Source organism: Variovorax paradoxus (genome assembly GCA_016806145.1).
Taxonomy (GTDB): Bacteria; Pseudomonadota; Gammaproteobacteria; order Burkholderiales; family Burkholderiaceae_C; genus Variovorax.
Window position 1 is genome coordinate 1,572,144 of sequence record CP063166.1, and the last position, 23,291, is coordinate 1,595,434.

Sequence of the window (23,291 nt, forward strand, 5' to 3'; positions counted from 1 at the left end):
GTGCGACTCGGGGTAGGAGTCTTGCGTGATTAATCGTCTGGCAGAGCGGTTGCTCGGATTGCCTAGACCTGCCAAACGGTTATTGGCGCTGTGCGTGGATGCACTCGTGTGTGTACTGTGCGTCTGCTTTGCGTTAAGCCTGCGCTTTGAGCAATGGATGCTCCCTCGGGGGTCACAATGGTGGGCGGCAACGATGGCGGTGTTGATTGCACTGCCGCTGTTCACGGTGTTCGGCTTGTACCGCGCGATTTTTCGCTATGCGGGTGCACCAGCGGTCTTGGCGATCTTGCGGGCGTGTGCGTTGTTCGGGCTCGCCTATGCCGTACTTTTTACTGTCTTCGGCGTCAGCACGGTGCCGCGCACGGTAGGGCTCGTGGTTCCATTGCTGCTCTTCATGTGCATCGGCGGTCTCCGCATGCTGGCGCGCTATTGGCTCGGCGGCATGTACATGAGCGCAGTCCAGCGCAAGTCGCTGCCGCAGGTGGTCATCTATGGTGCGGGCGGCGCTGGGCTGCAACTCGCGGCAGCGCTCGCCCAGAGTCGCGACATGCTGGTGCGAGCGTTCATCGACGATGCAAAGCATCTTCATGGCAGTACCCTCAACGGCATCAGGATTCAACCGCCAAGCTGGTTGCGAGAGAACGCCGCGATGCTCGGGATCTCGGACGTCTTGTTGGCGATGCCCTCTACCAGCAGGTCACGGCGAGCCGAGATCCTGCATGATTTGCTTCCCCTCCATCTGCATGTACGTACGCTGCCCGCGCTCGCCGACCTGGCCAATGGCCGCGTTCAAGTTCATGACTTGGTCGAAGTCGATATCGAGGATCTGCTGGGCCGTGATCCTGTCGCGCCGGTCGACGATCTACTGCACAAGCACATACGGCACCAGGTGGTATTGGTCACAGGCGCCGGCGGTTCGATCGGCAGCGAGCTCTGCCGGCAGATCGTCAAACTTTCGCCGTCGAAGCTGCTGTTGGTGGAGCTGACGGAGTTTGCGCTTTATGCCATTCATCAAGAACTAGAGGCGATGAGTCCGGAGGTCCAGATCATCCCTCTCCTGGCCTCGGTGCGAGACCCGGCACGCCTGCGCGAAATCATGCGTACTTGGCGGCCCGATACCGTCTACCACGCGGCCGCTTACAAGCACGTACCGCTCGTCGAGCACAACCCTGTCGAAGGCGTTCGGAACAACTCGCTGGGTACGCTTTTGGCGGCGCAGGTCGCAATGGAATGCCAGGTTCGCCGATTCGTGCTAGTGAGTACCGACAAGGCGGTGCGGCCGACCAATATCATGGGAGCGAGCAAGCGCTTGGCCGAACTCGCCTTGCAAGGGTTGGCACAGCAGCCTTCAGGAACCTGCTTTTCGATGGTGCGCTTCGGCAATGTCCTGGGCTCTAGCGGCTCGGTGGTTCCGTTGTTTCGCCGGCAGATCAAGGCTGGTGGCCCGATTACTTTGACGCACGCCGATATCACCCGTTACTTCATGACGATCCCGGAGGCGGCGCAACTCGTCATCCAGGCCGGCGCTATGGCGCAAGGTGGAGACGTCTTCGTTCTCGACATGGGCGAGCCAGTTCGAATCATCGATCTGGCCCGGAGACTGGTGGAGCTGTCGGGGCGAACCGTTCGTGACGAGAGTGCCCCTGACGGAGACATTGAACTTCGCATTACGGGTCTGCGACCGGGTGAAAAGCTCTACGAAGAGCTTCTCATCGGGGACAACGCGATGCAGACCACGCACTCTCGGGTGATGAAGGCCCACGAGCCTTGCCCACCTGCCGAGGAGCTATGGCGGCAGTTCGCAATGTTGGGGGCCATCCTCGATCGCAACGATGTACCGGCGCTCAAGCACGCGCTGGCGCAGATGCTTCCAGGATACCAGCCGCACGCGGAGGTGGTCGACTGGGTGCATTTGGAAAGGCACTCGGCAAACGCAGTGCTGTTGTGTGACACCGATCCGGATTCAGACGTCATCGGTGGTGAGGTCCTGCTGGACGGCTCTCCTCGGGTTGCCGGAGCTGCTCTGGTGGCTTGATCGGATTGCTTGACTCGCGTGCCTTAGGACGACTAAAAAATAAGCGACAAGGCGGCCCGTTGCTTCAGCAACGGGCCGCCTTGTTTTTGATGTGAGTGCCTTCGAACGCAGTGCGGAGGAACTGGAGTTCTCGACCCGTTCCGCAGTCCACAGTAGCCGATCCTCCGCCTCAGCGAGCCCCTTCGAAGTTCAAAATATTGTCCCCCGCCCGCGGCGGATTGCTCTCCGGAGCCCCGATCGAGAAGGCCTTCGGATCCCTGATCGACGTCATGTCGTAAAGCGGATTGATCCGGCCCAGCTTCGCGCCACCGTCCCGAATGAGCGGCGACCAATTGAACGCGGCCGTGAACTTGCTCGACTTCGGCAGGAAGGCGTCGAAAGGCACCGCCACGTAGATGCCCTTGTCGAAGCTGCCTTCGCCGAACTCACGCGACGACACGTTCGTCTTCGTCGCGTAGGCGCCGAGCACCACGCCGTTGTCGAAGCTCTTGCTGACGTTGAGCGTGACGCCCTTGTCGCCGGCGAGGTACTGACCCACGCTGACTGTTGCGCGAACGCCGTTCCAGCCCGTGTCCCAGTACAGCGTGGCGTGGCCCGTGTTGACCTTGTAGTCGCGCAGACCGAAGTCCTGCGCGAAGTCGCGTTGCCGTACATGGTTGATGTCAATGCCGAAAGCGATACGGCTGCGTGACGGGCGATAGAGCCATTCAGCGCCGACGCCCGCGAACATGGGTTCGAGTGCGCCACCATAGACGCTGTAGTACTGATCTTCCGCCAGGCGGCCCACATGCGTGAGCTGGAACACCGGCAAGGTGAGCCGCTTCGTCGTGGCGTACTCACGCTGGAAGGTCCGCACGCGCGGCAGATTGCTGGGGGCGGTGTAGCTGAACTTGTCGAAGTTGTCGAACATGCGCCAGTTGAGAGCGCCATTGAACCAGGTGCTGTCGGTGAACCGGTACTCGAGAACCGCTTGAATGCCGATTTGGTAAAGCAGGAAGGCGTCCGGGCCGCCGACGATCTGAGAGGTGCTGGGCGTGATGCCGAACGTGTAGCGTTCACGCTTGCGTTCCCATGGCGCCATCGGCGCAGGCGCCGTCGCCGTGGCAGTGGCCACATTGGTCGACGAACCATCCTCTGCCTTCTGCGGCGCATTGACGGATGCGCTCGCCGCCGTGGCGGCGACGGCAGGCAGAGGCTGCATGTCTTCGCTGCTGTCCACGTTGGGTGCGTACTCGCGCTGGCCAACAGCACGCTTCTCGCTCGGAGTCATCGCCCTGTAGTGCTCGTTGACCCACTCGTCGCGATTGATCACTTGCGCGTGCAGAGAGAGCCCGCGTTCGCGGTAGTGGAGGACGAAGTACTTGATCGAGGCCGGCGCGTCGCGATGCAGCAGCGCGGTGATGGTCTCGACGCGTGCTTCGCGATAGACCGTCAAGCTTTCGCTGATCCAGACATGCAGCTTGTCGCCCTGCGGGGCGATGCGCTGCACGGTCCATTCGGTACGGGCCTCGATGTCCGCCGCGGTGGTCGGCCAGCCAGGCGGCGCTTTGGGTGCTTCGGGCGTGAAGCGTGGCAGCGGCGCATCGAGCGCCTTGGGGGACTGGAGCTTGGCGAGATTGGTCGAGAGCGAGACGCCGAGCATGACCTTGTCGCCGCGTTCGAAGCCCAGGGAGAACGACAGTCCGGGCGCGTAGCGGTACTCGAGCCCCACGTTGAACGGGGTTCGCTGGCGCTGATTGATGCCCGACGGCTCGTGCTGATAGTCGTTGCCGTCGTATTCGAGCTTCAGGGTCAGCGGGTCCCAGGGAGTACGCCATTCGACGCCGCCGAAAAGCGCTGCGGGCCCGCGGAAGAAGCTGTTGAAGTTGGCCTGGCCGCCGGTGGTGGCTGTGCTGCCGGGACGTGTTCTGAAGCGATTGCTGACGGCGATCAGCGGATTCTTGATGTTGCCGCTGCTGCCCATGTAGCCCCAGCCGATGCCGAGGCTGAAATCGAAGTCGCCGTAGCGTTTGCTGGCGACGAGGTATTCGGACGAGAACAGGCCGGTACCGCCGAAGTCGCGGAATCCGAGCGCGAGTTCCGGCACGTAGGCCGACTCCTTGGCGAGCCGGACCTTGAAATCGATACTCTTGTCCTTGTTCGATTGGCCCGTGGTGCTTGCCGCGTAGGCCTGGTTGCTGATCGAGGTGTAGCGAAAGCCTGCCTCGAGCCAGTCCAGCGGCTGGAACATGAAGTTCAGCCGCGAGTAGGGATAGACGTTGGTGAGCGAGAGCCGGAAGTCTCCGAGCTCCCCCATGCGCGCTGAAGGCGTTTGGAGGAGGCCGGTTTCGCCCCAGTCGTTGGCGCTGGTCCGGAAGACCTTGGGCGTGGGCACCGGCTCAGGCAGCACGGAGCGCACAGGCGCGTAGTGGGTTGCGTCGACGCCTTTTCGTGTGTCGAGGGACGTGATCAGCGGCGCGCGCTTGTCGGCGGCGGGCGCCGGCGCGACAGCATCGAGCGCAGCGGCATCCAGGACCTGGGGCGAGGGCCCCTGGGTCGCCAGGAACTTGATCATCCCCTCCGACGCCGCGACCAGATCCGGCATGGCTCGCGGCGCGGCCCAGATCCAGGATCCAGGCGCGGGTTCGTCCGATGGCTGCGCGTTCCAGGGCGCGACAGCGACGCGTGCGGTGCGGCCATCGGGCTGCGCCACCCAGGCCCAATCGGCGGCGGGAAGATCGCAGGCGTTGGCATAGTCCAAGGCGCTGCGGCCGGCCTCGTGCCGGACATGGCAGAGCTCGCCGTTGGAACGCACCACGGCGATCGTCTTCAGTTCAGGCGGGCCTGCCACGAATTGCTGGCCGGCCGACAGGACGGGGTCCTCCGCGGGATGAGTTTCCAGCCACCGAGGGTCGACGATGCCCAGAGCCACGCGCCCGGTCACGGGCAGGCCTTGCAGCCAGGTGATCAGTGCAAGCCGGTCGACCTGGTCCGCACGAGGAGCGCGGCGGGCTTCGGCCTCGAGGCGGACCAGCAGGGTGTTCTTCAGGAACTGCTGCGCCAGCCGCTCCTCGGGAACACGCCATGAGAGTCCGGGGGATGCCGTCTCCGGCGGCTGCCGCAGCAGCCAGGTGCTGAAGCGCTCGCCGGCGCGGACATCGGCGTCCGAGCGCGTGGTTGGGCCGTTCGAAGGTGCCGTACCGCTTTGCTGGGCCCAAGCGCCGCATGTGACGAGCAGCGCGCACGCCGCCGCTATGTGACGGGGCCAATGGGAATGCCGAGGGGATGGGCCTCGCGAGCTCATGTCCCAGCGCTCGCCGGGGCGCCGGTTGCCGGCGTGGGAGGTGTCCAGCGCTCGAAGCTCATACACAGATTGTTGGAGATGCACTGCTCGGAATAGATGACAACAGGTGTGCCTGTCTTGTTCGAGATTCCGAATCGGGCGGCAGGAAGAGAGGCGCTTGCCGGACGCGAGACGCTGCGCTCCTCATACCACTGAAGCGACTTCGGGTCCGTGCCGGCAATCGCGCTGTCGCCGGGCGCCGGTATGGAGATGCGGGTGATTTCGTCGTTGATGCCGAATCGATAGCCAGGCATGACGTCGCGCTCGCGTTCGTAGCGCTGCACGGGGGCGCTACCGGCGTTCGAAGCCGTGGTGGGCCAAGCGGGCCAGTTGGCAATGCGAACGGCTCGCCAGTCCGTGGAAAGCCCGGTGGTGCCGATCAGGCGGCCATTCAACAACCGAATGATTTCGCCGCCGCCGCTGTACCAGACTTCGACAGCGCCTTCGGGTCGCTGGTCCAGGTAGCCAAGCACCATGTAAAGGGTGCGGCCCGAGATGTTGGCCCGCAGATACGCGAAATTGGGATTGAAAGTCGGCGAGGATGCCGACGTCTGCCCTCTATAGAGGGCGCGTGCTGTGTCCAGCATCGCGGAAGAACCGGAAGAACAACCGCCAACGCCCAAAAAAAACGTTGCCAAAAGGCAACATTTTATAAGTCGCGTGGCGATACCGACGCGGGGACTTTTTAGCGAATGCCCTCCGTCAAGGAGGGCTCGCGGCATCAGCGCGTGGTGCCAGTCGTGCCGGTGGTGCCGGTGCCGGGGATCAGGCCGAAGCCGCCGCCCGAATTGCCACCGTTGCCGCTCACGGCTGCGACGAACAGAGCCGCGCCTGCAGCAGCAGCGATCTTCTCTCCATCCGTGAAGCTGCCTTGCGCGTTGTTCGTGGCGGTGTTGCCGCCAGCAGGAGCGGTCTGAGCGAACGCCGACGAGGCCGCCAGGGCGGACAGAGCGACAGCTGCAAGCAGTTGGTTGGTCTTCATAAGGGATCCTCTCAAAGATTTTTTAGGCAATCGATTCGAGAGTAGCAGCATTGAAAGTGGGTCGCAACCCGTTTGCACTCGGTTTCTTCTCTGTGACCCGATGCGGGCCGCATCCGTGAAAAAGGTTACGCATCTGATGTTACGTAGCGACAGGCGTGACGTCGACCGTAACGGGGCCTTCGAAACGCTCGAAATCCACCGTGTTCCGGGGGCTGTTGGCCAAATTCGCATCAAAAAAGACCAATGAAATCAAACGCTTAGATGCCTTGAGCGCGGGTTGTTGGCTCCAGCGCGCCACGCAGGCATCGATCCTGCGTTTGCGTAAACCAACGTTAACTTTTTTCAGACCCGCAACCCAGTTGCCGCACCGGGAGACCCAAGGTGGAAATTCTGTTGGAAAAGACCGACGCCAGCGTGATGGCGAGGAATTCGAAGTTCCAGAGCGTGCTGATCGTCCATGACGATCTTCAGGTGACCGAGCGTCTGCGTACCGTCGTGTCGGTGCTCGAGCCCCGAGCCCGCGTGCTGGTCGCCCGCTCGTGCGCCCAGGCCCGCGAGATCCTGGCGCGCAGTTCCTGCTCGCTGGCGCTGGTCGGCATGGACCTGCCCGAGGACGGCGGTGTCTCGACGATCCTGCATCTGCGCGAGGCGCACCCGCACATGGAGCGCATCGCCGTCTCGGCGCTGCCCGATACGCAGCGTGTGCGCGCCGCGGTCTCGGCCGGCGTGGCGGGCTACCTGCTCACCGATGCGCTCGACACCGAACTGGTCTTCCTGCTGCGCTCGCTCGAGCGCGGCGGTGCGGCCATGGACCCGCGCGTCGCCCGTTGCGTGCTCGAACGCATGTTCGGCACGCCGCGCCGCGCGCCGGCCAGCAGCAGCACGCAGGTGCCGTCGGCCGCCGCCGAGACCGAAGCGCCGAAGTCCGTGCTGTCGGTCAGCGAGCTCAAGGTGCTGAACCTGATCGCGCAGGGCTGGAGCAATCGGCAGATCGCCGAGGCCTTCTACCTCTCGATCAACACGATCGAGTTCCACGCCAAGAGCATCTACCGCAAGCTCGCGGTCAAGTCGCGCACGCAAGCCGTTCGCGAAGCGATGCAGCACGGCCTGCTGAACTGAATCTCCCCTCGTGAAGCGCCCGCGGTCGCAAGCCGCGGGCGCTTTCGCGCGCGCTCGTTCCGTTCATCGATAGCCCATCGATCACGAGCGGACGGCACCCCGCCGATGTCGGATCGGAGCGTCATTCGCGCGACCGCGCGGTCCTGCAACCGTTGAATTCGCACGTTGCGCCCCGCTACAATCGTCGGTTGACCCTGCTCCAGCGAAGAAGATAGAGGATCCCCATGAGTGACATGACCGCCGGCTCCCCCCGGATCGACACAAGCAAGCGGACCTGGTTGATCGCGTCCGGCTGTGCCGGTGCAGTGGGAGGCGTGGCCACCGCGATTCCCTTTGTCAGCACGTTCCAGCCCTCCGAAAAGGCCAAGGCCGCCGGCGCTGCCGTCGAGGTCGACATCTCCGGCCTGAAGGTCGGCGAGAAAGTCACCGTCGAGTGGCGCGGCAAGCCGGTCTGGATCCTCAAGCGCTCCCCGGAGCAGATCGCCGAGCTCCCGAAGCTCGATGCGCAGCTCGCGGACCCGCAGTCCAAGCGTCATCCCGACGAATTCACGCCCAAGTACGCCCAGAACGAGCACCGCTCGATCAAGCCCGACGTGCTGGTCGTGGTCGGCATCTGCACCCACCTCGGCTGCTCGCCGGTGGACCGCCTGCAGTCCGGCCCGCAGCCCTCGCTGCCCAACGACTGGGAAGGCGGCTTCCTCTGCCCTTGCCACGGTTCCACGTTCGACCTGGCCGGCCGCGTCTTCAAGAACAAGCCCGCGCCCGACAACCTGCCTGTGCCGCCGCACATGTACCTGTCGGACACCAAGCTCCTGATCGGTGAAGACTCCAAGAAGGCCTGAGGCAGAAGAAGAACATGGCTGAATTCCACGAAATCTCCCCCAACGCCCCGGCCAGCGCCAAGCTGCTGAACTGGGTCGACAACCGCTTCCCGCTGACCAAGCTGTGGAACGATCAGTGGGGCAAGTACTACGCGCCGAAGAACTTCAACTTCTGGTACATCTTCGGCTCGCTGGCGATGCTGGTCCTCGTGATCCAGATCGTCACCGGCATCTTCCTCGTCATGCACTACAAGCCCGACGCGAACCAGGCGTTCGCATCGGTCGAGTACATCATGCGCGACGTGCCATGGGGCTGGCTGATCCGCTACATCCACTCGACGGGCGCCTCAGCGTTCTTCGTGGTGGTCTATTTGCACATGTTCCGCGGGCTCATGTACGGCAGCTACCGCAAGCCGCGCGAGCTGATCTGGGTGTTCGGCTGCGCGATCTTCCTGTGCCTGATGGCAGAAGCCTTCATGGGCTACCTGCTGCCCTGGGGCCAGATGTCCTACTGGGGCGCCCAGGTGATCGTGAACCTGTTCGCCGCCATCCCGTTCATCGGTCCTGACCTGGCCCTGCTGATCCGCGGCGACTACGTGGTGAGCGACGCCACGCTCAACCGCTTCTTCAGCTTCCACGTGATCGCCGTGCCGCTGGTGCTGCTCGGCCTGGTGGTGGCCCACCTGATCGCGCTGCACGAAGTGGGTTCGAACAACCCCGACGGCATCGAGATCAAGGCCAAGCGCGGTCCCGACGGCCATCCGCTCGACGGCATCCCGTCGCACCCGTACTACACGGTGCACGACATCTTCGGCGTGGTGGTGTTCCTCACGATCTTCTCGGCGGTGATCTTCTTCGCCCCCGAAGCCGGCGGCTACTTCCTGGAGTACAACAACTTCATCCCGGCCGATTCGCTGAAGACGCCGAACCACATCGCGCCGGTCTGGTACTTCACGCCCTTCTATTCGATGCTGCGTGCGACCACCGACGACATGGTCAACGTGTTCGCGCTGATCATCGGCGCGGCCGCGATCTGGAACTTCGTCAAGGGCAAGTCGGGCGTGGCGCTCAAGGTCGCGATCATCGTCGTGGCCGCCGTGGCGATCTTCCTGCTCAAGACCTTCGACGCCAAGTTTTGGGGCGTGGTCGTGATGGGCGGCTCGGTCATCATCCTGTTCTTCCTGCCGTGGCTCGACCACAGCGAAGTCAAGTCGATCCGCTACCGTCCGAGCTGGCACAAGTACGTGTACGGCGTGTTCGTCTTCTTCTTCCTGATCCTGGGCTACCTCGGCATCCAGCCGCCCGGCGTCTGGGGCAATCTCGTGATCGGCTCGTTCGCGCTCGACATCGCGCAGACCATCTCGCAGATCGGCACGCTGTTCTATTTCGGTTTCTTTCTGCTGATGCCGTGGTGGAGCCGCAAGGGCGAGTTCAAGACCGTGCCCGACCGCGTGACCTTCGCCGCCCATTGAAAAGCGCAAGACAGCTCGAGAGACACACGATGAAGAAAAGCATTTCCGGCTGGCTCGCGGCCCTGGGCTTGGCACTGGGCCTGACCTTCTCCGCAGCCGCTTCGGCCGAATCCGGCGGCCTCGCCTGGGACAAGGCCCCGAACAAGACCAACGACGTGGCAGCGCTGCAGAACGGCGCCAAGCTGTTCGTCAACTACTGCCTCAACTGCCACTCGGCCGCCTTCATGCGCTTCAACCGCCTGCAGGACATCGGCATCAGCGAGCAGCAGATCAAGGACAACCTTCTGTTCACGACCGAGAAGGTCGGCGAGACCATGAAGGCCAACATCGATGCACGCCAGGCCAAGGAATGGTTCGGCACCACGCCGCCCGACCTGACGCTGGTGGCGCGCTCGCGCGCCGGCCACGGCGGCACCGGTGCTGATTACCTCTACACCTACCTGCGCACCTACTACCGCGACGACACCAAGGCGACCGGCTGGAACAACCTCGCATTCCCGAGCGTGGCCATGCCCAATCCGCTGTGGGAGCTCCAGGGCGAGCGTCGTCCGATCCACGCCAAGGTCGAACAGCATGGCCACGAGGCCGATGTGTTCACCGGCAAGTGGGAGCAGGTCACGCCCGGCACCATGACCCCGCTGCAGTTCGACACCGCCGTGGGCGACCTGGTGAGCTACATGCAGTGGATGGCCGAGCCGGCTCAGAACACGCGCATCCGCATCGGTGTCTGGGTGCTGCTGTTCCTGTCGATGTCGGTGATTTTCGTGTGGCGACTGAACGCCTCGTATTGGAAAGACGTCAAGTAGTTCCATCCTTGCCGACCGGAGCGTCAAGTGCGCCGGTCCCGTGGAGTGGGTTGCCAACGCAACCCACTCTTTTTGATTTTTAGGAGTCTTTCGCCATGATGGTGCTGTATTCAGGTACGACCTGCCCCTTTTCCCACCGCTGCCGTTTCGTGCTGTTCGAGAAGGGCATGGACTTCGAGATCCGCGATGTCGATCTCTACAACAAGCCTGAAGACATCAGCGTGATGAACCCGTACGGCCAGGTCCCGATCCTGGTCGAGCGCGACCTGATCCTGTACGAGTCGAACATCATCAACGAGTACATCGACGAGCGTTTCCCCCATCCGCAGCTGATGCCCGGCGACCCGGTCGACCGCGCGCGCGTGCGCCTGTTCCTGCTCAACTTCGAGAAGGAACTGTTCGTGCACGTGTCGACGCTCGAGAACCGCACCGCCAAGGGCAACGAGAAGGCGCTCGAAAAGGCACGCTCGCACATCCGCGACCGCCTCACGCAGCTCGCGCCCGTGTTCCTCAAGAACAAGTACATGCTGGGCGACAACTTCTCCATGCTCGACGTGGCCATTGCGCCGCTGCTGTGGCGCCTGGACTACTATGGCATCGACCTCAGCAAGAACGCCGCGCCGCTTTTGAAGTACGCCGAGCGCATCTTCTCGCGCCCGGCCTACATCGAAGCGCTGACCCCCTCCGAAAAGGTCATGCGCAAGTAATCCTCGCGCAGGTCCGTTTCCGCTTCGCTTCATCGCCGTCCTTCATGATCAACGCGCTCGAGTCGTCTTCCACCCGCCCGTATCTCATCCGGGCGCTGTACGAATGGTGCACCGACAACGGGTTCACGCCCTATGTCGCGGTGCAGGTCGACGACACCGTGCAGGTGCCGCGCGAGTACGTGAAGAACGGCGAGATCGTGCTGAACATCAGTTTCGACGCGACCAGCTCGCTCAAGCTCGGCAACGACTTCATCGAGTTCAAGGCCCGTTTCGCGGGCACGGCGCGCGAGATCAGCGTGCCCGTGGGCCGCGTGATCGCGATCTATGCGCGCGAGAACGGCCAGGGCATGGCCTTTCCCGCACCGCCCCCGGCGGCCGACACCGGCATGGGGCTCGACTCCCCGGCCGCCACGGGCGTGTCGGCACCGGCGAGCCCGGTGCGTTCGGCGCTGCGTGATGCCTCGCGCGGCGGTAGCGAGAGCGAGGCCAACCGGGTCGTGCACCTGGTGACGGCCGACGATGCGGGCAGCGACGTGACCGACATCGGCGACGGCCCCGAGGCCGACCCGACCGACGAGCCGCCGCGCCCTCCGGCCGGCGGCGGTGCGCGGCCTTCGCTCAAGCGCGTCAAGTAGCGGCCCGGGCCCGCACGACGCGCCGGCTTCCGGACCCTGGTGGGCACGCCACTAGAATCCGCAGCAGGTTTTCTTTTCGGCCGCTTTAGCTCAGTTGGTAGAGCACCCGCCTTGTAAGCGGAAGGTCGTCCGTTCGATTCGGACAAGCGGCACCAAATCAAAGCCTTGTGATAAAGACAAGGCACCCCGAAAAGCCCGGCAGTTCAAGAACGACCGGGCTTTTTCTTTCGCATGAAAAGCCGAGATCGCCATGTGATGCGAATCTGAAGTCCAAACAGTTACGCTCGAGTTCCTTGAGAATCCTTCTGAGGTAGGCCTATTAAGGAATAGGTTGGTAGTGTGGTGAGTTAGAAGTTCATTGAATTATTCTTGAACGTTGATGTCTCTCGTGTACCGTGTGTACTCGACGAGGCTGCAATGAGCGGAAGACCCAAAGCGACATTGGTTTTGACGGACACCGAGCGCGAAGAGCTTAGGGCGTTGACGCTGCGACGCAAGACAGCGCAGGCCTTGGCGTTGCGCGCGCGCATCGTGCTGGCCTGCGCCGAAGGGCAAGACAACAAGGTGGTCGCGGCGCGCCAGCGCGTCACACCGCAGATGGTGAGTAAGTGGCGAGCACGGTTCGTCGAACAACGCCTGGATGGTCTGCTGGACGCGCCGCGCAGCGGTGCGCCAAGAACCATCGACGATGCCCGGGTGGATGCGGTGATCGCCAGGACGTTGGAGAGCGTGCCACACGGGGCGACGCACTGGAGTACGCGCACAATGGCCAGCACAGCCGGGCTTTCGCAGACGGCCGTCTCGCGCATCTGGCGTGCCTTTGGCTTGCAGCCGCATCGCCAAGAGACGTTCAAGCTGTCGAGTGATCCGATGTTTGTCGAGAAGGTACGAGACATCGTCGGCCTCTGCATGGATCCGCCTCTGATGGCGATGATGCTTTGCGTAGACGAGAAAAGCCAGATCCAGGCGTTGGATCGCACGCAACCCCTGCTGCCGCTCGCTCCTGGCATCCCCGAGCGGCGCACCCATGACTACGAGCGCCATGGCACGACCACGCTGTTCGCGGCGCTCGACATCGCTACAGGTGCGGTCATCGGCCAGATGCACCGGCGCCACCGCAGCAGCGAGTTCCTGCAGTTCCTGCGAACCGTGGAGGCCAGCGTGCCAGCGGTGCTGGACATCCACTTGGTCATGGACAACTACGGCACACACAAGACGGCTTCGATCAGATCGTGGCTGGCCCGCCACCCGCGCATTCATGTGCACTTCACGCCGACTTCGGCGTCATGGCTCAACCAGGTCGAGCGCTGGTTCGCGACGCTCACTCAACGCTGCATTCGTCGCGGCACACACCGTTCCACGCGACAACTCGAGCAGACCATCCGGGAGTACCGGGACATCAACAATGCCAAGCCGAAGCCCTTTGTTTGGTCGAAAACCGCCGAAGACATCCTCGCCAGTGTCGAGAGATTTTGTCTGCGAACTTCTAACTCACCACACTAGGAAGTGATGGTTTTAGACCTTATTCCAAAAGAGCTTCAGCGAACACTAATATTGTGCCGAAGCTTCCTATAGTCAATACTGTATTGGCTTGTCGATCGTTCTGAAGACTTCTGCGAACATAGGCACAAGCAGTTTGTTGCCAAACTCACTCAGATGGTCATCATCAACATAAAGAGGATGTCCATTTTTCGCTCCGTTGCAGCGCCCATCCTTGCACAAATATGGCAGAGGATCAAGTATTTTCACCCCGCAGCGATCGCGCGCGCTATCCTGTGCCGCCCAAACGGTTGCATGGCGTTGGTGGTAGTCTTCAAGCGAAATTGAGATTTCCTTGTACCTCCCGAGTATCATAGCTCGTGACATCGCTTTTGGAACATCGATACCCATTTCTGGAATTGGACGAACTAAGTATACAAGTCGATTTCTTGAAAATTGGCATGCAGTATCTGCGAGTTTTTGAGAAAATTCAGCTAGAGATTCTGGAGTGATAGTGTTGTAAGGGTTTTTAAAATAGACCAAAGGCTGGTCTCTAGTTTTTTCCCAGGGTTCATTGTTGCCCACGGCATAAGCAGAGGTGCGATTGACAATTACTAAAGGAACGTCTTGGCGAATGTCCTTAAGTTTTTCTTCCGCCCATAATAAAAATTCACCGCATTTTTCATTTGAGCCATCATTTGATTTGAGCTGTTTGACGCCTAACAGCGTCGGGCAACTCGAATATGCCCAGGCCATGATGCCATCTCTGTCATCAGTAAGTGCAGCGGCCAAACCTGTTGTAACCGCATCTGCGTGGCTGTCACCGATTAAAACCGCTCGCAAATTATTACCACCATAGATACATGAAGGGGATTCAGTGCCGCCTCTTACATAACACTCATTGTATCGAGGGTTTTTGTTGTTACTTTCATTTGCAACGAGTTCAATTGCTTCGGAGAAACGGCCGGGGATTCCTGGCATTGAACGAATTGCAATTCCTATTGCTGCCACTGCTGCGAAAGTACCTAACAGAAAAGCTGCGCCCGATATTTTCCAAAACCGTCCCAAAAATATGCGGGCCGGTGTTTCTACTAAACGGTAAGACAGTTCACCCAACGCCAATGTCAGGGATAGGCCTAAGGCGATAGCAATAAATTCTGTCTGCCGTTCCAAATATGTCAGCGCCACTACGATTGGCCAGTGCCAAAGGTACAAGGAGTAGGAGCGTGTACCGAGCCACTGTGCCAGGGGGCATCCAGTCCAACGGGAAGCAGGTTGCGCAGCCAGCAGCATCGTCGCAGTGCCTATCACGGGCACCATCGCGAGCGCGCCGGGCCAGGGCGATGAAGAGTCAAACCCGAAGATGGAAACAATCACCAGCGTAAGGCCGACCGCTTCAAGTGCTGTACGTTGCCGCGCGGCCAGTGTCCAACGGTTGGCCAACAAGTACGCCAGGCCGCCGGCCAGCATTTCCCAGGCTCGCGTAGGCAGTAGGTAAAAAGCCGCAGAGGGTCGTAGCGACGTTACTACCACTGACAACGCGAGCGAAGCCACCAATCCCGCAACCATTGCAACAAGCACGGGGCGCCTGCCTGGGCGCCACTTCCAAACAGCCAGCAGTACTAACGGTAGCAATAGGTAAAACTGCCACTCAACAGCCAGCGACCAAGTGTGCAGTAGCCATTTTTCGTGCGAAGCGGCATCAAAGTACCCAGCCTCGCGCCAAAACTTGATATTCGAAAGAAAGGCCAAGCTAAATGCCGCATGCGTTCCCAGAATTTGGTAATCGAGGGTCGCCAATGTCCACCATCCTAGGAGGAGCAACACTGCGCACAGCGCGATCAACGCGGGAAGAATGCGGCGCGCCCTTGCAAGGTAGAAATTTAAGACTGAGAAATTTCCGCGCTCCAGGCCCACTACGACGATGCCAGTCATTAAAAAGCCTGAAATCACAAAAAACACGTCGACCCCAACGAAGCCTCCGCCAAAGCCCGGTACGCCAAAGTGATAGAGGATGACGGCGACAACGGCCCAAGCGCGAAGGCCATTGATGTCGTTGCGAAAGCTCGTAGGATTGCTAGATGCAGACTGCATTTTTTTGGCTCATAGGGCGTTGGGGATGGCACGCGGTTGAAAAGAAAGTTCGACGATGAGGCATCGAGCCATCCAGCGACCGGCAACGTGTGCGGGTGATTCTAGTTCTACCGTGACTTGGTATCAAAAAGGCGTCGGCGAGCGCACGACCTCGACTGGCCCGGCGCCAAAGTGAAGGCCATTGGCCGCGCTGGTCGCGTACCGGGAAATAACCTTTTGGCAACTCGGTGACGGAATAGTCGGTGGGCAGGCCTGGGAGGATGTGGGCCTGGTGCCGGCCAGTGGCCTTGCACGGAGCATGCAAAAGTGTGGGGTAGGTTTGGATCACCGGGGCCTTCCGGGCACCACCCACCATGACTGATGGATGGCCGGATCGCTCGGCAGGTGAGGATCAACGCCTACCAGCCGCATTCCCACGCCATCATGGCTCGCAGCCAGCAGTGGTCAAGCTCGTAGAGAAGCGCGTTCTCTGAGGCGGTGGAGCTGGGGAGGATGAATGCTTGTGAAAACGGCATGCCAACGCCAGGCGTCTTCGAATGCATACGCAGCCAGCCGAAGATGAAGTTGGCCTTGGCCTTTTCCGCAGGGAGTAGCTTGCCATCGCGGTAAAGCATATGATGGCATCTCGAGCCTAGGATGATAGACATTTGGGTCAAAGAAAATGCATAGCCTACTTAGCCCGGCTAGACCTGCCTGCTGCGCTTGTGCTTTGCTTAAAGGAGAGAACAGAGTGCGCCAGTTTGCGTTGGCGTATTGCTCAAAAAAATCATAAAAGGAAGCGGGGTAAAGGCTTTGATCTGAACTCCGCCCAAGGATGTTTCGCACCTAAGGCCATTTACGTTGGAGTCGTGCGATGGAGGTGGGGGTTTATGTTTTTTCATGCGTTGTCCTGTTCAAAAGCATTCCGCGCGCCGCAGCGCTGTGCGTGCCAGCAAGCGGGTCGAGTCCAGCGTCGGCAGCGATGAGCTGCCGTCGTTCAGCACTAGCCGCAGCTCGGTACAGCAGAGTACGACGGCACCGCGGTTCTGCGCTTTCAGCCGATCGATCAGCCGCCGCAACACGTCGGTCGACGGGCCTGACCACGCCGCGCACGAGTCCGTCCATGATGATGGGGCCCATCTGCTACGGTTCGTCGGCGCCGGGTCGCACCACCTCGAGCCCTGCCGCCGAGAGCGCCTGCGCGTAGACCTCGTTGTCCACCAGCCAGTGCGTGCAGAGCACGCCGACGCTGCGAAAGCTGTACGGCACCGCCTCGGCCGCAACGACTTCGGCGATATGCAGCCAGGGCCGCGGAGACCTGGGCAGCACAAGGTGCGTCACTTGGTGGATGGTGTTGTCGGGGCAGATCAGAAAGTCGACGCCCGCGACCGCGAGCTTGCTCGCTGAAGACAGCATCAGCTGCCCGAAGCCGTCTAGGTCGCCGCGGTCCAGGCAGTTAAAGTATGCCGCGAGCGAGTGCGTGTGCATCGACACCTCGGGGGCGCGCGTACGCGTGGCCCATGTGGCTCGCCCTTCCACGCAGAGCGTGCAATCGCAGCATTGTCAGGTGAGCATGCCTTGCGAGACATTGAGCGGGTGAAGTTCGCATCGCTGATTCTTGATAGCCAACCTGGCCATCGATAGTAGGCGCCCCGATCGAAGTGAACCACGGGCCGCGCCGTGCCTCCAGCGCGCCCGTCGATGCGTTCGAGCCAAGCGGCCGCGTGTTCAAATTCATGCCCCTTCAGGTTCGCGGCGCCTTCGCGCTGCAGCCGGGTCCAGGCCTCGAAGCACTACCCCACCATGCCGAGCCGCCGATTTGCGCATCGAGCTGGATCCGAAAGGTGAAGCTGGCCACATCGTGTCCTGTACGGTGACTTCCTACCCTGAACTTCGATGACATAGGGACGCTCGCCGCCCATCGTCTCGACCGCCAAGGACCGAGTATGCCGAGACACCGTAGCCGCCTGCCAGGATCATGAGACGGGCCACTTCGCGCTGGCGCGGGGTGTCGCCCCGCGTGTGCACAGGACGCGCCCATATGCGATGCTGTGAAACGCCGCGTGGCCCGTTTGACTTGCGGACAAAGACACGCTCTCCTGCAAGCAGCCGCGGGCTATTGCCCCACCTTGTGCATCCACAGGCTCAGCAGCGCGAGCCGACCCACCAGCGTGCCGCGCTGCGCCGCGCGTAACTGGGCGGGCACGCCGCGCAGCAGCCTGGCGCTGCGCGCGAGCCCGGCCCGCTCGAGTTGCGCGGCCTGCGTTTCGGCGCGCGAGCCGGCGCCGCCGCCCTGGTGGCGCAGGCCCTGGCGCAGCCACAGCGCGAGCAGGTCGGGTGTCGGTGGCGAGCGCGTTGAGCGCGGGCGGCTCCTCGTGCTCGCCCTGCAGCGGCAGCGGGTGCGGCGCGGGTGCCTCGGCCTGCAGCACCACGGCGCGCTGCACGGTCAGCAGGGCCGTCGGCTGCATCACGGGCTCGCCGTCCTGCAGCCGCACGCTGCCGGCCACGGCGCGCAGCGCGCCCCATTCGCCGGCGAGCGCGCGCGCGAGCGCGTCGACGGCGCCGGGCGCGGCCGCGCGATGGGGCAGGGCGAGGTGCAGCGGCGGGACTTCATCGGCAGGCGCGGCCGCTTCCGTGTCGTCCGCCGCGCGCCCGATGCGCGCATGCAGCACCTGCGCCGCCGCATCCCAGTGGCTGGCCAGCACCGCCATGTGTTCGAAGGCCGCCACATGCAACTGGCCCGAGGCGCCCGCCGCGGCACCGCTCGCCGCCTGGCGCGGCCGCACGAAGTCGGGCGGCGTCTCGCGCAGGTGCGCGACCAGTGCCTGCACGCTCGGCTGCTTGAGCGGCGCGACGAGATCGTCCCAGGACTTCGGCGACAGCGGCATCACGCCGGTCTGGCGCGCACCGGGCGCGATGTCGATCTGGCCGTTGGCACGCCGGGTCGCGGTCTTGGTGATGACCTGCCCGCTCGCGAGCTGCCGCAGCGGAAAGCCCGCGACGCGGCGGCCCAGCAGGTTGGCGGGCGTGCCGCCGGCCGTGGCATCGTCGGCGCGCGACCACTGGCGCTCGAGCACCGTCACGGCCTGCGTGTCGGGGTCGGCGAACATCACGCTCGCGCCTTCGCCGCTCTCGTCGGACCAGAGCTCGGCGCCCAGCGACACCAGCCGCAGGTGATCGAGCGCGACCTCGCCCTTCACGCCCACGCCGAGGATCTGGCTCGCGGGCAGTGGCGGCGGCCCGGCCGCGCCGTCGGCATGGGCGGCCGCGCGCAGCCGCGCCCAGAGCTCGGCCATCACGTGCAGCAGGCGCCGCGGATCGAAGCGGCTGCTGCGCGCCTGCTGCGCCTGCAGCAGCATCCAGAGCTCGTCGATGCCGTCCTCCACCCAGCGCCAGCCCAGCGCGCGCGCCTGCTCGCGCGCGGCCTCGAAGCGCGCCGCCAGCGCCATCAGCGGCTGGCTCGAGCCATCGAGCCAGAGCGAGAGGCTCAGCGCCTCGAGCTTCGCCTGCAGCGCGCGCGCGGCCTCGCCGTGCATCAGCGCCGCGGGGCGGTGGCCGTCGCCAGTCTCGTCGTCGGCGGCCGGCGCGCGCACTTCCACCATGCGCTCGGCCGAGCCCCCGGCCAGCGGCCCGGCCTGGCGGAAGGCCCACAGCGCCACCACCACGTGGGCGCAGCCGCTGCCCTGCTTGCAGTCGCAACGCGCATGCACCAGCGAGCTGCGCGAGAAGAAGCGCACGCTGCACATCGGCAGCCGCGCGATCGGCGGCGCGCTCGCGCTGCGCCAGGCCTGTACCGCGACCACGGGCCGCGCGGCGGCCAGGCGCTGGGCCTGCTCGATGACGGAGGGCGCGAAGCTCGCGGCCAGCGCGGCGTCGTCGAAATGGGCCGGGCTCCATTCGCCGCCCGCGGCCGAGGCGTCGACCTCGTCCTTCGCCGGCGTGGCCGAGGGCGCGGGCGCGGCACTGGCCGCCTGCGCCTGGTAGGCCAGCACCAGCATCACGCGGTGCCGGCACATGCCGCTGGCCGGACAGCTGCACTGCGCATCGCGCAGGGTGCGGCCCGGCGGCAGGCTGGTGCGCACGCCGTCGTCGAAACGCGCGCTCACCGTGCCGTCGTCGGCGGTCTCGAGCACCGGCAGCAGGCCGGCCGCCACGTCCTTCTGCGCGCGCTTCACGAAGCCTGCGTTGGCGAGCGCGGTCAGCGCCTCGGGCGTGAGTTCGAGCAGGTCGCCGCGCACCGCCGTCATGCCTGCACCTTCTCGGCCAGCCAGCCCGCGAGCTGGCCCGGCGTCATGGCGCCGATCTGCGCGCCCTCGCGCACCAGCCGCGCGGCCATCTCGCGGTCGTAGCTCGGCTCGGCCTTCGCATCGAGCGCGGCCAGGCCCAGCACCTTGGCGCCGGCCTCCACCAGCGCCTTCACGCGGCGCACCAGCTCGTAGGGGCTGCCGCCCTCGTAGAAGTCGCTGACCAGCACCACGATGGTCTTCGCGGGATTGGCCACCAGCGACTGCGCATAGGCCACCGCCTTGGCGATGTCGGTGCCGCCACCGAGTTGCACCTTCATCAGCAGCTCGACCGGGTCCGACACGTCGGCCGTGAGGTCGACCACCGCGGTGTCGAAGGCCACCAGCCGCGTGCGCATGCCGGGCAGTTGCCAGAGGCAGGCGGCCATCACCGCGCTGTGGATCACCGAGTCGACCATCGAGCCGCTCTGGTCGATCAGCAGGATGATGTCCCAGGGCTCGGCATGGCGCTTGGTGCGGCTGATGAACACCGGCCGCTCGACGTAGAGCTTGCGCCGCTGCGGGTCGTAGCGGTGCAGGTTGGCCGCCAGCGTCTGCTTGAAGTCGAAGTTGCGCGCCACCTTCATGCGCGAGCGCCGGCGCCGGTCGCGGCTGCCGCTGAAGGCCTGCCGCACCTCGGTCGCGAGCTTCTCCATGATGCGCCGCACCACCTCGGCCACCAGCTTGCGCGCGGCCGCGAGCACCTCGGGGTTCATCAGGTGCTTGGTGTGCAGCACGGCCCGCAGCAGCGATTCCGAAGGCTCGATGCGCTCGAGCACCTCGAGGTTGGTCACCACCTCGTCGATGCCGTAGCGCTCCACCGCGTCCTGCTCGAGCCGCTCGATCACCTCCTTGGGAAACAGCGTGTGGATGGCGTTGATCCAGTCGGGCGTGCTGAGCGCCGAGGGCCCGAGGCCGGCGCTGCGTTCGCCGCGCTCGGCGCGGTCGCCGTCGCGGCCGTAGAGCCAGTCGAGCGCGGCGTCGGCCGCCTGCGCCTCGGCGCTCAGGCCGCCGCAGGCCCGCTCGGCCGGATCGCCGAGCAGCAGGCGCCAGCGCTGCAGCGGATCGGGGATGTCGAGGCTCATGGCTGTTCTTCCGTATCCAGGCTCGGCAGGCTCAGGCCCCAGCCGGCCAGGCGCGCGATCGCCGCATCCTCGGCGGCGCGCGCCGCGGCCAGCGCCTCGGGCGCGGCCTCGCCCTCGCGCCGCGCCGTGAGCGCGCGGCGCGACAGGTGGGTGGCATCGTGCAGCGTCAGCACCTGGTCGGCGAGCCGGCCGCGCTCCTGCGGCGGCAGCCAGGCGAAGGCCGCGCGCAGGCTCGGCATGGCGCGCACGAAGTCGGCGTTGTCCAGTGCCTGCACGGTGCGGTCCATGCCGGCGGCGAAGGCGGGCTCGGACGACAGCGTCTCGCGCGCCAGTGCGAGCAGGCCCGTGAGCGCATCGCCGAGCACCGGCGCGGGCATCGCGTGCAGCAACTGCATCGCATCGGCCACGCCGGCCTGCGTGGCTTGCGGCACGCGGTGCGCGAGGCTCAGCGTCGCGCCCAGCGCCGCGCCGCGGCTCAGCGGTGCCGCGCCGGCATCGGCCGCCTTGCGCTGCCACACGGCGAGCGCGCGCGCGGGCTCCACGTCGAGCGGCTCGGCTTGCGCGGCGTCCTCGCGATCGGCCAGCACGTCGGCCACGATGCGGCGCAGCGCGAGGTGGCCCTGCAGGTGCGCGTCGATGTCCGACGGCGCGATCGCGGCGGGCGGCTCGAGCAGCCACAGCGCGCGGTCGAAGCCGGCCTCGATCGCCACCCGCAGCACCGGCGCGTCGGCCATGCCGAGCAGCTGGCCGTGGCGCAGCAGTGTGTGCATCACCGCGAGGGCCGGGCCCATGGCCTCGAAGCGCGGCTCCCGCGCCATCGCCTGCTGCAGCTCGCGCAGCAGCGCGCCGCTGAGCGCCGGCAGGCCGGCCCAGGCGGCCTGGTTGAGGCCCTCGGCCAGCGGACCGATGCGGCCCTGCGCATGGCGCAGCTCGTCCTCGAGCCGCGCGCGCGCCGCGTCGTGCAGGTTGGCGCCCCAGGCGCCGGCCTCGATCAGCGCGGCCTGTTGCTCGAAGGGCTGGCCCAGGGTCCAGACCTCGGTGCGTTCGCCCGACATCGCGAGCTTCGGTCCCTGGCTGCGCACCACGCCGGGCAGGCGCAGCAGCGCGAGCCGGTGCAGCACGCGGCTGCGCGCGCGGTCGGCGGCATCGAGCAGGTCGAGCTTGCGCTGGCCGCGCAGCTCGAGGCCGTGCGCCGCGAGCTCGTCGCGCACCGCCTTCACCAGCGGCGGCTGCGGCGTGCCGTCGGCGAGCTGGCCCGCGATGTCGCCGGCCAGCACGTCCATCGCCTGCACCAGCACCGGCGCGGTGCCGGGGCGCATCGGGCCGCGGTAGGTCCAGGGCAGCCGCGCGTCCAGCGCTTCCTTGACCAGGGCGCCGGCCAGCGCGTCGAGCCAGTCGGAGCGCAGCGGCTTCTCGTGGCCGCGCAGCCGCGCCAGGCCCTGCGCGCGCAGGTGCACCGCCATCAGGTCGGCGGTGGAGGCAGGCAGCCTCTTGTCGCGCAGCCGCTGCATCACCTGCTGCAGCGCGCGGTGCGCGGCGCCCTCGGGGCCGAGCTCCCACATCCACTGGTAGTAGGCCGGCGAGGGCATGCCCGAGGCATAGCCCGCGAAGGCATCGAGCCGCTTGAAGGTGTAGGGCACGAGGTAGGAGCCGTAGCGCACCACGGGGTCCTGGTCGCGGGCATCGGGCGTGTCCTCGACGCTGGGTTCGGGCGTCTCGGGCAGCTGCGCCGGCAGCCCGGGCCATAGCCGAGCGAGCGCGGGCGCGTGGTAGCCGCCGCAGACCACCAGCACCGGCGCGCCGGCCCGCACCGCGGGCTGCGCCATGGCCCAGGCGATCCAGCGCGCCATCATGGTCTCGCGCGCCTGGTTGCCGAGCGAGCCCGGGTCCTCGCCGCGCAGGTGCTCGAAGTAGGTGGACAGCCGCTGCGCGAGTTCGGCGCTGTCGCAGCCGTCCTCGAACAGGTGGTCCCACAGCGCATCGCGGCCCTGCACCGAGAGCTGCTCGGTCAGCGCGCGCTCGTAGGCCGCGGCGCGTTCCTCGTGCTGGGTGTCGGCCACGTCGGCATAGCGGTTCTCCATGCGCGAGAAGGCGTCGTGCCAGGCCGGCAGGTCGATGAAGCGCACGTCGGCACCGACCTCGCGGCCCACCTGCAGCGCCTGCCATTCGGGCGAATGCTCGGCGAACGGTGACCACGAGCCGTGGTGCGTCTCGCCGGCCGAGAGGTAGCTGTAGATCGCCACCGGCAGCCGGTGCGGCAGGTAGAGCTCCTCGAGCCGCGCGTTGAAGTCGGCCGGGCCCTCGATCAGCACATGGGCCGGGCGCAGCGCGCGGATGCGCTCGGCCACCAGCCGCGCGCAGGCGGGGCTGTGGTGGCGCACGCCGACGATGTGGGGCGCGTTCATCCTTGGCAACCGCGAGCGTCTATGAATGCGGGATCGGACTTCCGGACGCAGAGGACGCGAAGATTTC

15 protein-coding genes, 1 tRNA gene and 2 pseudogenes are annotated in these 23,291 nt (G+C 64.8%); 9 read left to right on the plus strand and 9 right to left on the minus strand.

Annotated elements, in window-relative coordinates; genetic code table 11:
* Nucleotides 1–25 precede the first annotated feature (25 nt).
* Nucleotides 26–2,035 carry a polysaccharide biosynthesis protein gene (locus INQ48_07220; protein ID QRF59017.1) on the plus strand — a complete coding sequence of 670 codons (2,010 nt, stop codon included), beginning with the start codon at nt 26–28 and terminating at the stop codon, nt 2,033–2,035.
* 169 nt (nt 2,036–2,204) lie between these two features.
* On the opposite strand, the gene INQ48_07225 is transcribed toward INQ48_07220, so the two are convergent.
* The 3 genes from INQ48_07225 to INQ48_07235 all read right to left on the minus strand — a co-directional run bounded on the left by INQ48_07225 (nt 2,205) and on the right by INQ48_07235 (nt 6,339).
* Complete coding sequence (locus INQ48_07225) at nt 2,205–5,318, minus strand: YjbH domain-containing protein (protein ID QRF59018.1); 3,114 nt, start codon at nt 5,316–5,318, stop codon at nt 2,205–2,207.
* A complete protein-coding gene (locus INQ48_07230; protein ID QRF59019.1) occupies nt 5,315–5,944 on the minus strand; it encodes a YjbF family lipoprotein in 630 nt (209 codons plus the stop codon). The genes INQ48_07225 and INQ48_07230 overlap by 4 nt, the downstream gene beginning before the upstream one ends.
* Before the next feature lie 134 nt (nt 5,945–6,078).
* Nucleotides 6,079–6,339 carry a hypothetical protein gene (locus tag INQ48_07235; GenBank protein QRF59020.1) on the minus strand — a complete coding sequence of 87 codons (261 nt, stop codon included), beginning with the start codon at nt 6,337–6,339 and terminating at the stop codon, nt 6,079–6,081.
* Nucleotides 6,340–6,756: 417 nt separating this feature from the next.
* On the opposite strand from INQ48_07235, the gene INQ48_07240 reads away from it, so the two are divergent.
* From INQ48_07240 to INQ48_07275, 8 genes are all read left to right on the plus strand, one after another.
* Complete coding sequence (locus tag INQ48_07240; GenBank protein ID QRF60648.1) at nt 6,757–7,458, plus strand: response regulator transcription factor; 702 nt, start codon at nt 6,757–6,759, stop codon at nt 7,456–7,458.
* Nucleotides 7,459–7,682: 224 nt separating this feature from the next.
* Nucleotides 7,683–8,300, plus strand: a complete 618-nt coding sequence (petA, locus tag INQ48_07245; protein ID QRF59021.1) for a ubiquinol-cytochrome c reductase iron-sulfur subunit — start codon at nt 7,683–7,685, stop codon at nt 8,298–8,300.
* A 14-nt stretch (nt 8,301–8,314) separates the two neighbouring features.
* Nucleotides 8,315–9,751, plus strand: coding sequence for a cytochrome bc complex cytochrome b subunit (locus INQ48_07250; protein ID QRF59022.1), 1,437 nt, complete (start codon nt 8,315–8,317; stop codon nt 9,749–9,751).
* Nucleotides 9,752–9,780: 29 nt separating this feature from the next.
* Nucleotides 9,781–10,557: a cytochrome c1 gene (locus tag INQ48_07255; protein ID QRF59023.1), complete on the plus strand. Its 777-nt coding sequence runs from the start codon at nt 9,781–9,783 to the stop codon at nt 10,555–10,557.
* A 95-nt stretch (nt 10,558–10,652) separates the two neighbouring features.
* The gene (locus INQ48_07260; GenBank protein QRF59024.1) at nt 10,653–11,264 is read left to right on the plus strand and encodes a glutathione S-transferase N-terminal domain-containing protein; all 612 of its coding nucleotides are present in this window, start codon (nt 10,653–10,655) and stop codon (nt 11,262–11,264) included.
* 44 nt (nt 11,265–11,308) lie between these two features.
* Nucleotides 11,309–11,899 carry a ClpXP protease specificity-enhancing factor gene (locus INQ48_07265; protein ID QRF59025.1) on the plus strand — a complete coding sequence of 197 codons (591 nt, stop codon included), beginning with the start codon at nt 11,309–11,311 and terminating at the stop codon, nt 11,897–11,899.
* 79 nt (nt 11,900–11,978) lie between these two features.
* Nucleotides 11,979–12,054: transfer RNA gene (locus INQ48_07270), tRNA-Thr, on the plus strand.
* A gap of 262 nt (nt 12,055–12,316) precedes the next feature.
* Complete coding sequence (locus INQ48_07275; protein ID QRF59026.1) at nt 12,317–13,402, plus strand: IS630 family transposase; 1,086 nt, start codon at nt 12,317–12,319, stop codon at nt 13,400–13,402.
* A 72-nt stretch (nt 13,403–13,474) separates the two neighbouring features.
* Here the strand turns inward: INQ48_07275 and INQ48_07280 are convergent, their stop codons facing one another.
* From INQ48_07280 to INQ48_07305, 6 genes and pseudogenes are all read right to left on the minus strand, one after another.
* A complete protein-coding gene (locus INQ48_07280; GenBank protein QRF59027.1) occupies nt 13,475–15,472 on the minus strand; it encodes an acyltransferase in 1,998 nt (665 codons plus the stop codon).
* A 398-nt stretch (nt 15,473–15,870) separates the two neighbouring features.
* On the minus strand, nt 15,871–16,086 hold the full coding sequence (locus tag INQ48_07285) for a hypothetical protein (protein ID QRF59028.1): 216 nt from the start codon (nt 16,084–16,086) through the stop codon (nt 15,871–15,873).
* A gap of 279 nt (nt 16,087–16,365) precedes the next feature.
* Nucleotides 16,366–16,939 (minus strand): annotated as a pseudogene (locus tag INQ48_07290) (aspartate/glutamate racemase family protein).
* 628 nt (nt 16,940–17,567) lie between these two features.
* Nucleotides 17,568–19,698: pseudogene (locus INQ48_07295) on the minus strand (SWIM zinc finger family protein).
* A complete protein-coding gene (locus tag INQ48_07300) occupies nt 19,695–20,819 on the minus strand; it encodes a VWA domain-containing protein (GenBank protein QRF59029.1) in 1,125 nt (374 codons plus the stop codon). Before INQ48_07300 ends, INQ48_07295 begins: the two are co-directional and overlap by 4 nt.
* Nucleotides 20,816–23,224, minus strand: a complete 2,409-nt coding sequence (locus INQ48_07305) for a hypothetical protein (GenBank protein ID QRF59030.1) — start codon at nt 23,222–23,224, stop codon at nt 20,816–20,818. Before INQ48_07305 ends, INQ48_07300 begins: the two co-directional genes overlap by 4 nt.
* Between the last annotated feature and the right edge of the window lie 67 nt (nt 23,225–23,291).